The organism is Bacillus sanguinis (genome assembly GCF_018332475.1).
Classification (GTDB): Bacteria; Bacillota; Bacilli; order Bacillales; family Bacillaceae_G; genus Bacillus_A; species Bacillus_A sanguinis.
This window is the reverse complement of record NZ_BOQB01000121.1, coordinates 1-14,900: the sequence shown is the minus strand read 5'-3', so window position 1 is coordinate 14,900 and position 14,900 is coordinate 1. Positions and strand designations below refer to the sequence as shown.

Here is a 14,900-nt window from a genome sequence, read left to right as displayed (position 1 = left end):
TTATTGTTTTCATTGTTTCAATTAGTTTATTTAATTGAATTAATAAAGAACGATATTCTTGTTCTGTAATTCCTAAATTTGTTGCCATTGTTGTCGGTAATGAACAAGCCTTTTCTTTTAAATCTTTACCTTGTTCTGTTAATTCAATACAAACTTTGCGCTCATCTTCTTTGGAACGAACGCGTTTTACAAGATTTAATGATTCCATTCGTTTTAACATAGGTGTTAGCGTACCGGAATCTAAAAATAGACGTTCTCCAATTTCTTTTACTGTTAGTCCATCTTGCTCCCACAGTACGAGTAAAGTAATGTACTGAGGATACGTAATACCCATCTCTTCTAAATATGGTCGATAAAAGCGGGTCACTTCTTTAGAACAGGCGTAAATAGAAAAACAAAGTTGGTTATCTAGATGTAAAGAATTCTCTGTCATACATAACTCCTCTCTAATTAAGTTGTGCACAATTTAATTTTGTAAAATCAATATAACGGAAAAGAAATACAATGTCAAATACATTGTATTGAGAAAGTTTGTGCTACAATTTGGAACAATCATACATATTTTCCTTCATGATGAAAGAAGATAGGAAAGATGATGTTATAATTCATATGGAATAGTTTCCATCACTTGATTATGAGGGCTTTTTTTGGTAACGTACAAATAGAGTTATTAATTTATAATCATTATAAAGTAGAAAGCCTTTATTAGTTTTACTGAATCTCCTTTATTACATACGGAGAATAAATAAAAAATAATCGGTTGTTCACACGATTGTCAGATTCATAAGAGGAAAGTTGTATTATGATAGTAGATAAAGTGATAAAACGGGTGAAGGGGGACATGCTGCGTGCATATTCTTGTTGTTAGTGTAAATTATCGAACAGCCCCTGTAGAATTTCGTGAGAAACTCACATTTCAGGCAGCAGAGCTAGAGCAAGCAATGACTACATTACAAAATCAAAAGAGCGTGTTAGAGAATGTCATTGTATCAACTTGTAATCGTACTGAGATTTACGCTGTTGTCGATCAATTACACACGGGACGGTATTATATTAAGAAGTTTTTAGCTGATTGGTTTCAGCTTGAAATAGAAGAAGTCGCACCATATTTAACTATTTTTGAACAAGATGGTGCAATAGATCATTTATTCCGCGTAACGTGCGGTTTAGATTCTATGGTAGTCGGAGAAACGCAGATTTTAGGTCAAATAAAAGATAGCTTTTTAGAAGCACAACAAGTAAAAGCAACAGGCACAATTTTTAATGAATTGTTTAAGCAAGTGGTTACGTTAGCGAAACGTGCGCACTCAGAAACGACAATTGGTGAAAGTGCGATGTCGGTTAGTTATGCTGCTGTCGAGCTTGGGAAGAAAATATTCGGCGAGCTAACAGATTGTCATGTACTTATTCTGGGTGCTGGCAAAATGGGTGAACTGGCACTGCAAAACTTATATGGAAGTGGTGCTCGTAAAGTAACAGTTATGAATAGAACGCTTACGAAAGCGGAAGTAATGGCTGAGAAATATATGGGACATGCAAAGCCTTTAAGTGAATTACAATGTGCATTATTAGAAGCAGATATTTTAATTAGTTCAACGGGTGCATCGGAGTATGTCATTACGAAAGAGATGATGACAAAGGTAGAGAAAATGCGCTCTGGTCGTCCTTTATTTATGGTTGATATTGCAGTGCCACGTGATATTGATCCAGCGATTGATGAGCTAGAAGGTTCTTTCTTATATGACATTGATGATTTGCAAGGAGTAGTGGAAGCAAATCGTACTGAGCGTTTGAAAGAAGCAGAGAAAATTCAATTTATGATTGAAGAGGAAATTGTTTTATTTAAAACGTGGTTAAGTACACTTGGTGTTGTTCCGTTAATATCAGCTCTTCGTGATAAGGCACTTGCTATCCAAAGTGAAACGATGGAAAGTTTGGAACGAAAGATACCGAATCTTAGTGATCGTGAGAGAAAAGTAATTAGTAAGCATACGAAAAGTATTATTAATCAACTATTAAAAGACCCCATTTTAGTAGCGAAAGAAATAGCTGCTGAAGAGGGAGCAGACGAAAAATTAGCGTTATTTGCAAAGATTTTCGATTTAGAAATGGAAGACGTAGAGAGTAGTGCGGAAGAAGTAGAACATAAAAGAGCGTGGACACCATCCGTTCCATCTTTATAATTTGGAAGGATGATCGGATGAGTTTTTTAAATAACAGTATTATTTATCATATTGCAATTATTTTATATGCTTGTAGCATTAGTTTATATTTTATAGATTATTTCCAAAGTAACCGAAAGGCGAACCGATTTGCTTTTTGGTTACTTTCGATTGTGTGGGTTCTGCAGTCTATCTTCATGTTACTTCGGGCTACAGATTCAGAAACGAACCCTATATTAACTTTATTATCAGGGATTTATTTTTATGTTTGGCTATTGATTACAATGTCGTTAGTCATTAATCGATTTATGAGAATCGATTTTCTAGTCTTTTTTACAAATGTTGTCGCATTTGGCGTAAGCGCTTTTTCTATTTTTACACCGCTCGGAAAGATGTCGCCGGTACTTGCGGAGCAATTAGTTTCGGAACTTGTATATGTACACGTCGGTATGGCTATTATTTCTTATGCAACTTTCACTGTATCGTTCATTTTTTCTATCATGTATTTACTACAATATCGCCTATTAAAAAAGAAAAAATGGAATGCGAGATTAAGAAGGTTAGGGAATTTACCGAAGCTAGAATCGATGTCTTACGGATTAAATTTATTTTCTGTTCCATTTTTCTTACTAGCTATTTTATTAGGATGCATATGGGGATATACGAAGTTGGACAATTTCCATTGGTATGATACGAAAGTAATCGGGTCTTTTGTCGTTCTATTTGTATATTGTGCTGGTCTATATTTACGAGCGGCAGATGTGTTGCAAGGAAAGAAAATCGTACAGTGGAACATCGGAGCATTTCTCGTAATGCTAATTAATATTTTTCTATTAAGCAGTTTATCCAACTTCCACTTTTGGTATTTATAATGAGGAGAGAGAATTATGCGCAAAATTATTGTAGGGTCACGAAAGAGTAAATTAGCATTAACGCAAACAAATTGGTTTATTGATCAGTTAAAAGCGCTAGGTTTACCATATGAATTTGAAGTGAAAGAAATTGTCACAAAAGGTGATGTTATTTTAGATGTTACTCTTTCAAAAGTAGGCGGAAAAGGTTTGTTTGTGAAAGAGATTGAACATGCGTTACTTACGAAAGAAATTGATATGGCTGTACATAGTATGAAAGATATGCCGGCCGTACTTCCAGAAGGATTAATGATTGGTTGTACACCAAAGCGTGTTGATCCTCGTGATGCTTTTATCTCAAAAAACGGAGCGTCGTTTAAAGAGTTAGCAGAAGGTGCTATTTTAGGTACGAGTAGTTTAAGACGCAGTGCACAGCTACTCGCTGCAAGACCAGATTTACAAGTGAAGTGGATTCGCGGAAATATCGATACACGTTTACGTAAATTACAAGAAGAAGATTATGATGCAATTATTTTAGCGACAGCTGGATTACAAAGAATGGGCTGGGATAATGAAGTGATTACAGAACATTTAGATGAGACGTTATGTGTACCTGCTGTAGGGCAAGGTGCATTAGCGATTGAGTGCCGTGAGGATGATAAGGATTTACTACAGTTGTTAGCGCATATGAATGATGCCGTAACAGAAAGAACAGTGGCGGCAGAACGAGTATTTCTTCATAAACTTGAAGGTGGATGCCAAGTTCCGATCGCTGGATATGCAACCCTTACAGAAAATGATGCAATCGAATTAACAGCTCTTGTCGGTTCTATGGACGGTTCTGTTTTGTTGAAAGAGACAGTAGTAGGGACTAATCCAGAGGAAGTAGGATTAGAGGCTGCGGACCGTTTAATTAAACAAGGCGCAAAAGAACTCATTCTTGCTGCGAATAAGGGGCAACAATAAATATGAACGCTCTCGCTGGCAAAACGGTATTGATTACACGTGCCCAGCATCAAGCAAAACAAATGAGTGTAGCGGTTAAAGAAAAGAGCGGAATTCCATTGGAAATTCCGCTTTTGCGTATGGAAGGTATGTCTCATAGACAGATTCACCATATAGCAGGGCAACTACATTTATATGACTGGGTCATTTTTACGAGTAAAAATGGGGTAGCTTTTTTTCTAGATTGTTTGAGAAGGAGGCTCCCTGTAACGACTAAAATTGCTGCAGTAGGCGTGAAGACAAGAGTAGAGTTAGAAAAACGAGGCTATGAAGTGGACTTCGTTCCAACTTCATTTGTTGCAGAAGTATTTGCAGAAGAGTTTGTAAAAAGACTAAGTGGAAACGAATGCATTTTATTTCCGAAAGGGAATTTAGCAAGAGATGTAATTCCAATTGCACTTCGCGAAATTGGTGTTTCTCTAGATGAGCTAATCGTATATGGTACGAAAGAGAATGTAGAGAAAAAGCGAGAGCTGAAAGAAGCGTTAGAAGTAGGGGAAGTAGACATTATTACATTTACGAGTCCTTCCACTGTTACTAGTTTTGTTCGTTTACTTGAGGGGACAAACTGGAGAGAATGGACAAAAAAATGTACAATTGCTTGTATAGGGCCTATTACGGAAAAAGAGGCGAGCCTTTATTTTCCGCACATTATTATGCCGAAAGAGTACACTGTAGAAGCATTGCTACAATGTATTTGTGAATCTATAAAGTGAAACTTTAATTAGTAGGGTCTTACTGCCCGCAAATAGTGGGATAAAATAAAAGAATGGGGATAGAAATTTATGAACTCTTTACAATTTAATCGTCATCGTCGCTTAAGACAAAGCGGTAATATGCGTGCGCTTGTGCGTGAAACGTTTTTACATACGGAAGATTTTATTTACCCTATTTTTGTATTAGAAGGAGAAAATGTTCGTAATGAAGTGCCTTCTATGCCAGGCGTATATCAAATGTCTTTAGATTTATTGCAAGCTGAAATGCAAGAGGTTGTTGATTTAGGTATTCGTTCTGTTATTGTATTTGGTTTACCTGCTGAAAAAGATGAAGTTGGATCATCAGCTTATTGTGATCGTGGAATTGTGCAACGTGCAATTCAGCAAATTAAAGGTGAATTCCCTGAGTTAGTAGTAGTTGCGGATACATGTTTATGTCAATTCACAAGTCACGGTCATTGCGGTGTAATTGAAGATGGTATTATTTTAAATGACGAGTCTCTTGCAGTTCTTGCGAAAACAGCTGTAAGTCAAGCGAAAGCAGGAGCGGACATTATTGCGCCATCAAACATGATGGACGGATTCGTAACAGCAATTCGCCATGCATTAGATGAAAATGGTTTTGGGCATGTACCGGTTATGTCCTACGCTGTGAAATATTCATCAGCATTTTACGGGCCATTCCGTGATGCGGCACACGGTGCACCACAATTTGGTGATCGTAAAACATATCAAATGGACCCAGCGAACCGTATGGAAGCATTCCGTGAAGCAGAATCAGATGTAATGGAAGGGGCAGATTTCTTAATTGTAAAGCCAGCTCTTTCTTACTTAGATATCGTTCGTGATGTGAAAAATAACTTTAATTTACCAGTCGTTGCTTATAACGTAAGCGGCGAATATTCAATGATTAAAGCTGCAGCGCAAAATGGTTGGATTAATGAAAAAGAAGTTGTACTTGAAAAATTAATTAGCATGAAACGTGCAGGAGCAGATTTAATTATTACGTATCATGCAAAAGATGCGGCAAGATGGTTACAAGAAGGAGGCGCTAAATAATGAAAAAGTTTGATAAGTCGATTGCGGCGTTCGAAGAGGCACAAAATTTAATGCCTGGTGGCGTAAATAGCCCTGTTCGTGCCTTTAAGTCTGTCGGTATGAATCCGTTGTTTATGGAACGTGGAAAAGGCTCTAAAGTATATGATATCGATGGAAATGAATACATTGATTACGTATTATCATGGGGTCCTTTAATTCATGGTCATGCGAATGATCGTGTTGTGGAAGCTTTAAAAACTGTTGCTGAAAGAGGGACAAGCTTCGGTGCGCCAACGGAAATTGAGAATGAATTAGCGAAACTTGTTATTGAGCGTGTACCATCAATTGAGATTGTACGTATGGTTAACTCAGGAACAGAAGCGACAATGAGTGCGCTACGTTTAGCTCGTGGTTATACAGGCCGTAACAAAATTTTGAAATTCATTGGTTGTTACCACGGTCATGGTGATTCGTTATTAATTAAAGCGGGTTCTGGTGTGGCGACGTTAGGTTTACCAGATAGCCCTGGTGTACCAGAAGGTGTAGCGAAAAATACGATTACAGTAGCGTATAACGATTTAGAAAGTGTGAAATACGCTTTCGAACAATTCGGTGATGATATCGCTTGTGTAATTGTAGAACCAGTAGCAGGGAATATGGGTGTTGTTCCTCCGCAGCCAGGATTTTTAGAAGGTCTTCGTGAAGTAACAGAACAAAACGGTGCATTACTTATTTTTGATGAAGTCATGACAGGATTCCGAGTTGCTTATAATTGTGGACAAGGTTATTACGGTGTAACACCTGATTTAACTTGTTTAGGTAAAGTAATCGGTGGTGGATTACCAGTAGGAGCATACGGTGGTAAAGCAGAAATTATGCGCCAAGTTGCACCGAGCGGACCGATTTACCAAGCAGGTACTTTATCAGGTAACCCACTTGCAATGGCAGCAGGTTATGAAACGTTAGTGCAATTAACGCCAGAATCATATGTAGAATTCGAGCGTAAAGCTGAGATGTTAGAAGCTGGCTTACGTAAAGCGGCTGAAAAACATGGCATTCCGCATTATATTAACCGTGCGGGTTCTATGATAGGTATCTTCTTTACAGATGAACCAGTTATTAATTACGATGCGGCAAAATCTTCAAACTTAGAATTCTTTGCGGCTTACTATCGTGAAATGGTAGAACAAGGTGTATTCTTACCTCCATCTCAATTCGAAGGTTTATTCTTATCGACAGCACATAGTGATGCAGATATTGAAGCGACAATTGCAGCGGCTGAAATTGCAATGTCAAAATTAAAAGCTTAATTGTTGAAAGAAAATCGCTCTCCATAAGGGGAGCGATTTTTTTTATTCATAAAGTCAGCTTTCCATACATAAATCTGTAATGACATATAGTTTGGGAGGGGGAAAAGAAGTGGCAACAGATCATTCATTACGTTTTTCATTAAAAGAATCTGTTTGGTTCCAAAAAGGACAGGAAGTCGAAGAACTTTTGTCAATTTCGTTAGATCCAGACGTTGAGATAGAAGAGCTTGATCATGAAGTTATCGTGAGAGGGCAATTAGATTTAACGGGAGAGTATGTTGCGCGGCAAGATGATTCGGCATATTCATTAAGAGATCTATCGCCAGCGAAGTCAATTGATTATGTAGAAACAAGGGAAGATGGGGTTAATGAACTTGTTCATTCCTTTCCGCTTGAAATATCAATTCCGAGAAACCGTGTGAAAGTAATTGAAGAACTATATGTATCTATTGAGGAATTTGATTATGAATTAAAGGAAAATGGTTGCTTACAATTATTAGCGGATATATCTATTACTGGTTTATGTGATGAAGAAAGAATCGAGGATGAAGAGGAAGAAACGGCGCATGCTGAGTTAGAAGCTGATTCAGCGCAAGAAGATGAAAATAGACCTGCGCCGCACGTAGAAGAACCCGTCTATAAGGAATCAGATGAGTGGGAAGATTACGCATTTGAACCGTTTCAATTAGAGGAAAGAAAAGAGCAGGAAGTAGAGGAAGAGGAAATAGAAGAACATGAATTGGTAGAGCGTGAAGAGGAGAAAGAAACAACGCCGCAATTTGAATTGTTCGGACGAAAAGATTTCAAGAAAGAGAAAGCGAAAAAACAAGAAGAGCAAGAAGAGGAAACGTATTCACAGCGAGATGAAAATGCGCTGTATTTAACGAAATTATTTACGAAAGAACCGGAAGAAGAATTTACAAAGTTAAGAATGTATTTCGTGCAAGAAGGAGATACAATTGAATCGGTTGCAGATCGTTATGAAACGTCTGTACAAAACTTATACCGTGTCAATCAAACAGAAGATATATATTTAACTGCAGGACAAATTATTTATATTCCTGTTTCAAGAGCAAAAGCGAAATAAGTGGGTGAGTGTTTTCACCCACTTATTTTTCTAAAGGCTATGTTTTGAATAGAAAGGGTTATTCGTATGGATATGGAATTACGAAATCGCTATGAACCCATTGTAAGTCAATATAGATTGGATACGCAGCATATGGAAGAGCACGGAAGCGTAACGAAAATTTATACGAATCAAGGTCCATATGCGCTCAAAAGAATAGAAGGCAGGAAGTTAGAGCGGAATAACTTTTTGCATCATATTCAATATTTGAAGGAGAAAGGTTTTTCAAATTATGTACCGATATACCATGCGACGGATGGCAATTATATTTTAAGTGACGGGACGTATAATTATTATTTAATGCCTTGGTTAGAACGTGCGGAAGGGAACGGCGAGGACAATGATCAATATCATAAAATGTTTCAAACTCTCGGGACGTTGCATCAAAAAACGGTAAAAGAAGAAACGTATACAGAAGAAGATTTAGAAAAGCATTATACGAATATATCTGATCGCTGGGATAATGATGGTGAAATGTTAGAAGAGTTCCTCGTAGAATCTGAAGCAAAGTGGTATATGTCTCCGTTTGAATTACAATATTGTACGTACTATCATCATGTAATGAGGGCGCGTGAGTTTGCAACGAAGCAATTAAATGAGTGGAACGATGCGATGAAAGAAAAAGAAAAAACACGCATTACTTTTGTGCATGGTAACGTATCACTTAATCACTTTTTATTTGATTATGAACGGAACGGCTATTTTATTAGTTTAGAAAAATCGAAGTTTGCAACACCTGTGCAGGATATTGTAGGGTTTTATTCTCGGTCGTTAAACACATACCCAATTGCGCGAAGTGATCGGTTTGAATGGTATCAAATGTACCAAAAAAATTTCCCTTTTACGAAAGAAGAGCAACTACTTATGTTTGCGTATATGACGTATCCATCGCAATTTATTCGGCAAATCCAGTCTTATAAGAAAAGAAGAGAGAGTCGTAATGAGGAAAATGAACTTCTCGGAGTAAAGAGCTTGCAACAAGCGCATTGGCTCGTTAGTAATATAGAATATTTCCTATCGCAATTACAAGCTGCCCAGCAGGGGAACGGATAAAGTGAAATTTTAATTAGTACGGGTAGGACTGCCTGCAAATAGCGGGATCAAAAGATAAGTAGAGGATGCTACTTATCTTTTTTGTGTGCCCGAAAATTCATAGACTTAAATTTATCTTGACGAATAAGGTTTCGTTTTTTACACTATTGTATATAATAATTAACAATCATATAAATGCCTTGAAGGGGAAGAGTATAACAAGAAACGTCTTCAGAGAGGAGAATCATTAGCTGGGAGATTCTCTAGATAGTTATGTTAGAAGGTAGCCCTGGAGCATCTTTTCTGAACGGAATAGTTCTCATTAGGAAAAGACGGATTTGTCCGTTATCAAATTAAGAGTATAAGCAAATCTTGGATTTGTTTGTAAATAAAGGTGGTACCGCGATGTCCCTCGTCCTTTTTTGGATGAGGGGCATTTTTTATTTTAAGGAGGGAAAATAATGTCAAACACGGAAAAGAATTTACCAACTAAATATGATCATATGTCCGTTGAAGAAGGCCTTTATCAGTGGTGGCTAGAAGGCAAATATTTTGAAGCAACAGGAGACGAGAAGAAACAACCGTATACAATTGTAATTCCACCTCCGAACGTAACTGGTAAGTTACACTTAGGTCATGCATGGGATACAACCCTTCAAGATATTTTAACTCGTACAAAGCGTATGCAAGGTTACGATGTATTATGGCTTCCAGGAATGGACCATGCTGGTATCGCAACACAAGCGAAAGTAGAAGGGAAACTTCGTGAAGAAGGTATTTCACGTTACGATCTTGGCCGTGAGAAGTTTCTTGAAAAAGCTTGGGAATGGAAAGAAGAATACGCGTCTCACATTCGTCAACAATGGGGGAAAGTTGGTTTAGGACTAGACTATTCTCGTGAACGTTTCACATTAGACGAAGGTTTATCTGATGCAGTTAATAAAGTATTCGTTCAATTATACGAAAAGGGCTTAATTTACCGTGGTGAATATATCATTAACTGGGACCCAGCAACACGCACAGCTCTTTCTGATATTGAAGTAATTCATAAAGAAGTTCAAGGTGCATTCTACCATATGAACTATCCGTTAACAGATGGTTCTGGTCATATTCGTCTTGCGACTACTCGTCCAGAAACGATGCTTGGTGATACAGCGGTAGCGGTTCATCCAGAAGACGACCGCTACAAGCATTTAATCGGAAAAACAGTTACACTTCCAATCGTAGGCCGTGAGATTCCAATTATTGCTGATGAGTACGTAGAAAAAGATTTCGGAACAGGCGTTGTAAAAATTACACCAGCTCATGACCCGAATGACTTTGAAGTAGGTAACCGTCATGACTTACCACGTATCTTAGTAATGAACGAAGATGGATCGATGAACGAAAAAGCTGGTAAGTATAACGGCATGGATCGTTTCGAATGCCGTAAAGCGTTAGTAAAAGATTTACAAGAAGCGGGCATATTAGTAGAAATCGAGCCTCATATGCATTCAGTAGGTCATAGTGAGCGTAGTGGTGCAGTTGTTGAGCCTTACTTATCAACACAATGGTTCGTAAAAATGGCTCCACTTGCTGAGAAGGCAGTAGAGCTTCAACAAAAAGAAGAAGAGAAAGTAACGTTCGTACCAGAGCGTTTCGAAAACACATATTTACGTTGGATGGAAAACATTCACGACTGGTGTATTTCTCGTCAATTATGGTGGGGACACCGCATTCCAGCTTGGTATCATAAACAAACTGGTGAAGTATACGTAGGTACAGAAGCACCAGCAGATATTGAAAACTGGAATCAAGATAACGACGTACTTGATACATGGTTCAGTTCAGCACTATGGCCATTCTCAACACTTGGTTGGCCAAATGAAGATGCAGCAGACTTCAAACGTTACTATTCAACAGATGCACTAGTAACTGGTTATGACATTATCTTCTTCTGGGTATCTCGTATGATTTTCCAAGGTTTAGAGTTTACAGGCGAGCGTCCATTTAAAGATGTATTAATTCACGGTTTAGTTCGTGATGAGCAAGGACGTAAAATGAGTAAATCTCTTGGTAACGGTATTGATCCAATGGATGTTATCGAGAAGTACGGTGCAGATGCAATGCGCTATTTCTTATCAACAGGAAGTGCACCAGGTCAAGATTTACGTTTCAGCATGGAAAAAGTAGAATCTACTTGGAACTTCATTAATAAAATTTGGAATGCATCACGTTTCGTATTAATGAACATGGACGACATGAAGTATGAAGAAATCGATTTAACTGGTGAAAAATCAGTTGCGGATAAGTGGATTTTAACTCGCTTAAATGAAACAATCGAAAGCGTAACACGTAACATGGATAAATATGAGTTCGGTGAAGCTGGTCGTTCATTATACAACTTCATTTGGGACGATTTCTGTGACTGGTACATTGAGATGGCGAAACTTCCACTATACGGTGAAGATGAAGCAGCTAAGAAAACAACTCGTTCTATTTTAGCTTACGTATTAGACCAAACAATGCGTCTATTACACCCATTCATGCCATTCGTAACAGAGAAAATTTGGCAACATTTACCGCATGAAGGCGAGTCTATTACAGTAGCAGCTTGGCCAACAGTTCGCGAAGATTTACAAGATAAAGAAGCGGCAGCAGAAATGCACCTTCTAGTTGATATCATTCGCTCTGTTCGTAACATCCGTGCAGAAGTAAATACGCCAATGAGCAAAAAAGTTCAAATGCAAATCAAGGCAAAAGATGAGGCTGTACTTGCTCAACTTACGAAGAACAGCTCTTACATTGAGCGTTTCTGTAACCCAAGCGAATTAACAATTCAAACGGATTTACAAGCGCCAGAAAAAGCAATGACTGCAATCGTATCAGGTGCAGAGCTATTCTTACCGTTAGCTGATCTTATCAATCTTGATGAAGAGAGAGCGCGTCTTGAGAAAGAGCTTGAGAAGTTTGACAAAGAAGTAGAACGTGTACAGAAGAAACTTTCGAACCAAGGTTTCGTAGCGAAAGCTCCTGCAGCAGTTATTGATGGAGAGCGTGCAAAAGAGCAAGATTACCTAGAAAAACGCGAAGCAGTTCGCCAACGTCTAGCAGATCTTGAAAAGTAAAATATTTTTTAGAGGCTCACTATATTGGTGAGTCTCTTTTCTTTGCGTATAATAGGAGTATGAAGGTTGTCTTTTGAAAGGGGAAAGCATACGTGATACATACATACGAAGAAGCGATAGGGTGGATTCATAGTCGATTGAAGTTTGGTATTAAACCAGGATTAGAAAGAATGAGATGGATGCTAGAAGAGCTAGGAAATCCAGAGCGTCACATAAAATGTGTTCATCTTGCTGGTACAAATGGAAAGGGTTCAACGTTAACATATATGCGCTACATGTTAGAAGATGCAAAATATAAGGTAGGAACATTTACCTCTCCTTATATTGAAACGTTTAATGAACGTATTAGTGTGAACGGAACGCCGATTGCAGATGAAGAGATTGCGGAACTTGTAAAGATGGTAAAGCCAGTCGTTGAAAAACTAGATGATACAGATTTAGGGGAAGCGACTGAGTTTGAAATTATTACGGTTATGGCGATTTGTTATTTCGGCAAAGTCAATTTCTGTGATGTTGTTTTATTTGAAACAGGGCTTGGAGGGCGCTTTGATTCTACGAATGTTATTCATCCTGTTCTCACGATTATTACAAATATCGGCCATGATCATATGCATATTTTAGGTAATACACTAGGAGAAATTGCATATGAAAAGGCGGGGATTATTAAGTCTGGTGTGCCGGTTATTACTGGGGTACAAGATGAGGAAGCATTGCAAGTCATTCAAAAGGTTGCAAAAGAAAATCATGCAAACTTATACGAGATAGGTAACCATTTTACAGCGTTACATAAACAGTCTAGCGAAGATGGAGAACAGTTCGATTTCACTTGTCCTTTCTCCACTTTTGAAGATGTGCGAATCTCAATGAAAGGTAGTCATCAAGTAGGAAACGCAGCACTTGCACTTATGGCAGTCATGTATGTCAAAACATACTTATCGTTTTTAATTGAGGAAGAAGAAATAAGAGCTGGATTACAGGAAGCGTATTGGATTGGGCGCTTTGAAAAACTGCAAAGTAATCCAGATATTATTATAGATGGTGCTCATAACCCAGAAGGTATCGAAAGTCTTGTGAAAACAGTAGAATCACATTACAAAGATAAAAATGTAATAGTTTTATTTACTGCCCTTGGTGATAAACAGTTGCATAATATGGTAGCTCAATTAGAAACAATTGCAGATGAAATTATTTTTACAACATTCGCCTTTGATCGTGCTATTTCTGCTGACAAGCTTGCATCGTATGCAAAGAAAGAATCAAAATTAGTGTTTGAAAATTGGAAAGAGGCAATTGATACGAAGGTTGAAGTGATTGGGGAAAATGATGTTTTTATCATAACAGGTTCCCTTTATTTCATTTCGGAAGTTCGAAAATATATTCGCGAGAAAAACTAGATAGTCTTTGCTATCTAGTTTTTTTGTTCTACAAATGAAGTCAAATGCATACATATAAGATAAATATATAGGGTTATTTGGCGAATTCCTCTGACAAATATCTCGTTTTTTTGTGAAATGAATATGATATGATGCGGACAACGATAAGAGGTGAGGTGTGAGTGTATGGACAAGCAATCACGAACGATCTCAGTGAAAGTGAATGGAACAGAAGCGAAATATGAGGAGAAGAAGAAAGATGAATTTGAATGGATGGTAGTAGAAAGTGAAAGGCCAAAAAACGTTGTTCCATTTCAAAAAGCGAAAGTAGCGTCTACGGAAAAAAAACGAAAGAAGTGGAGCAATACGTTAATTGCAATCGTTGCAACTGCGATTGTTATTGGTACGGCGTTTGGGATGGGAATGCTACAGTTACTTAAAGGGCAAGGTGCGACAGGGGAAAGTGACATAACAGCTTCGAAGCAGATGCAAAGTGAAGAATCAAAGGTGGGCGGAACGTCAGAACAAACACCAGCACCAAAAGAGGAAAAACAAAAAGCGCAGATAGGAACATCATTGGATCCAATGAAATTATTTTTTGTTCAAGGAGGAATTTATTCTTCCGAAGAAAAGGGACAGGCTGCTCTTGAAGAGTGGAAAGGTAATGGGGGCGTAGCAGCTTTAAAACCGATCGGTGATAAGTATGCATTAGTTGTTGGTATTGCAAGCGATGAACAAGGCATAAATCAATTAATGACGCAGTATAAAAATGATAATGTCTCTGTATTGAAAAAGAACTGGGATATAACAGATAAAGCGTTACTTAAAGATGATAAAGAAGTTGGGGCATTTTTAACAAAAGTACAGCCATTATATACTCATTTAGCAAAATATGCTTCTAGCGTACAAGCTAGTGGAAAAAGTAATGCAAAAGGTATAGGTGTGATTGAAAAAGAGTGGAAAGCAATTGAAAAAGAAGGAAAAAGTATGAAGCAGGAAGAAGCAAAGAAATTGTATATGTATACGTCAGTAGCTGTGCAAACAGTGCAGGATGGAAAAGGTGATAAGGAATCTTTGGCGAAATTAAATCAAGTTATTATTGATGGTATACTTTCATATGAAAAAATTGTTTCACAAAAGGTGAATTAATAGGATAATGAAATGACGAAGGAAGAAGTAT

General features: G+C 37.7%; 12 protein-coding genes and 1 other annotated feature. Of the genes, 11 read left to right on the top strand and 1 reads right to left on the bottom strand.

Annotated elements, in window-relative coordinates:
• Positions 1 to 433, bottom strand: a 433-nt coding sequence (locus tag KI369_RS14470; protein WP_212956429.1) for a MarR family winged helix-turn-helix transcriptional regulator, incomplete at its 3' end; no start/stop codon positions are given.
• Between the two features lie 415 nt (positions 434 to 848).
• On the opposite strand from KI369_RS14470, the gene hemA reads away from it, so the two are divergent.
• From hemA to KI369_RS14415, 11 genes are all read left to right on the top strand, one after another.
• Positions 849 to 2,183 carry a glutamyl-tRNA reductase gene (hemA, locus tag KI369_RS14465; protein WP_212956428.1) on the top strand — a complete coding sequence of 445 codons (1,335 nt, stop codon included), beginning with the start codon at positions 849 to 851 and terminating at the stop codon, positions 2,181 to 2,183.
• A 17-nt stretch (positions 2,184 to 2,200) separates the two neighbouring features.
• The gene (locus KI369_RS14460) at positions 2,201 to 3,034 is read left to right on the top strand and encodes a cytochrome c biogenesis protein (protein ID WP_016086099.1); all 834 of its coding nucleotides are present in this window, start codon (positions 2,201 to 2,203) and stop codon (positions 3,032 to 3,034) included.
• Between the two features lie 15 nt (positions 3,035 to 3,049).
• On the top strand, positions 3,050 to 3,979 hold the full coding sequence (gene hemC / locus KI369_RS14455) for a hydroxymethylbilane synthase (RefSeq protein ID WP_212956427.1): 930 nt from the start codon (positions 3,050 to 3,052) through the stop codon (positions 3,977 to 3,979).
• Positions 3,980 to 3,981: 2 nt separating this feature from the next.
• On the top strand, positions 3,982 to 4,734 hold the full coding sequence (gene hemD / locus KI369_RS14450; protein WP_212956426.1) for a uroporphyrinogen-III synthase: 753 nt from the start codon (positions 3,982 to 3,984) through the stop codon (positions 4,732 to 4,734).
• 69 nt (positions 4,735 to 4,803) lie between these two features.
• Positions 4,804 to 5,793: a porphobilinogen synthase gene (gene hemB / locus KI369_RS14445; RefSeq protein ID WP_212956425.1), complete on the top strand. Its 990-nt coding sequence runs from the start codon at positions 4,804 to 4,806 to the stop codon at positions 5,791 to 5,793.
• Positions 5,793 to 7,082, top strand: a complete 1,290-nt coding sequence (gene hemL / locus KI369_RS14440) for a glutamate-1-semialdehyde 2,1-aminomutase (protein WP_212956424.1) — start codon at positions 5,793 to 5,795, stop codon at positions 7,080 to 7,082. Before hemB ends, hemL begins: the two co-directional genes overlap by 1 nt.
• Before the next feature lie 109 nt (positions 7,083 to 7,191).
• Complete coding sequence (gene spoVID, locus KI369_RS14435) at positions 7,192 to 8,169, top strand: stage VI sporulation protein D (protein ID WP_212956423.1); 978 nt, start codon at positions 7,192 to 7,194, stop codon at positions 8,167 to 8,169.
• A 66-nt stretch (positions 8,170 to 8,235) separates the two neighbouring features.
• Positions 8,236 to 9,261 carry a spore coat protein YsxE gene (gene ysxE / locus KI369_RS14430; RefSeq protein WP_212956422.1) on the top strand — a complete coding sequence of 342 codons (1,026 nt, stop codon included), beginning with the start codon at positions 8,236 to 8,238 and terminating at the stop codon, positions 9,259 to 9,261.
• A gap of 170 nt (positions 9,262 to 9,431) precedes the next feature.
• Positions 9,432 to 9,663 (top strand) — a binding site (T-box leader).
• A gap of 38 nt (positions 9,664 to 9,701) precedes the next feature.
• The gene (locus KI369_RS14425) at positions 9,702 to 12,347 is read left to right on the top strand and encodes a valine--tRNA ligase (RefSeq protein WP_212956421.1); all 2,646 of its coding nucleotides are present in this window, start codon (positions 9,702 to 9,704) and stop codon (positions 12,345 to 12,347) included.
• 92 nt (positions 12,348 to 12,439) lie between these two features.
• Positions 12,440 to 13,741 (top strand): bifunctional folylpolyglutamate synthase/dihydrofolate synthase, encoded by a 1,302-nt coding sequence (locus KI369_RS14420; protein WP_212956420.1) that lies wholly within the window; start codon positions 12,440 to 12,442, stop codon positions 13,739 to 13,741.
• A gap of 165 nt (positions 13,742 to 13,906) precedes the next feature.
• On the top strand, positions 13,907 to 14,869 hold the full coding sequence (locus KI369_RS14415; protein WP_212956419.1) for a stage II sporulation protein B: 963 nt from the start codon (positions 13,907 to 13,909) through the stop codon (positions 14,867 to 14,869).
• The last annotated feature ends 31 nt before the right edge of the window (positions 14,870 to 14,900 follow it).

Excerpts from the sequence above, each read along its gene's own strand:
- hemD (WP_212956426.1), top strand. The coding sequence starts at position 3,982 with ATGAACGCTCTCGCTGGCAAAACGGTATTGATTACACGTGCCCAGCAT.
- KI369_RS14425 (WP_212956421.1), top strand. The coding sequence starts at position 9,702 with ATGTCAAACACGGAAAAGAATTTACCAACTAAATATGATCATATGTCC.
- hemC (WP_212956427.1), top strand. The coding sequence starts at position 3,050 with ATGCGCAAAATTATTGTAGGGTCACGAAAGAGTAAATTAGCATTAACG.
- KI369_RS14460 (WP_016086099.1), top strand. The coding sequence starts at position 2,201 with ATGAGTTTTTTAAATAACAGTATTATTTATCATATTGCAATTATTTTA.
- KI369_RS14415 (WP_212956419.1), top strand. The coding sequence starts at position 13,907 with ATGGACAAGCAATCACGAACGATCTCAGTGAAAGTGAATGGAACAGAA.
- hemB (WP_212956425.1), top strand. The coding sequence starts at position 4,804 with ATGAACTCTTTACAATTTAATCGTCATCGTCGCTTAAGACAAAGCGGT.
- ysxE (WP_212956422.1), top strand. The coding sequence starts at position 8,236 with ATGGATATGGAATTACGAAATCGCTATGAACCCATTGTAAGTCAATAT.
- hemL (WP_212956424.1), top strand. The coding sequence starts at position 5,793 with ATGAAAAAGTTTGATAAGTCGATTGCGGCGTTCGAAGAGGCACAAAAT.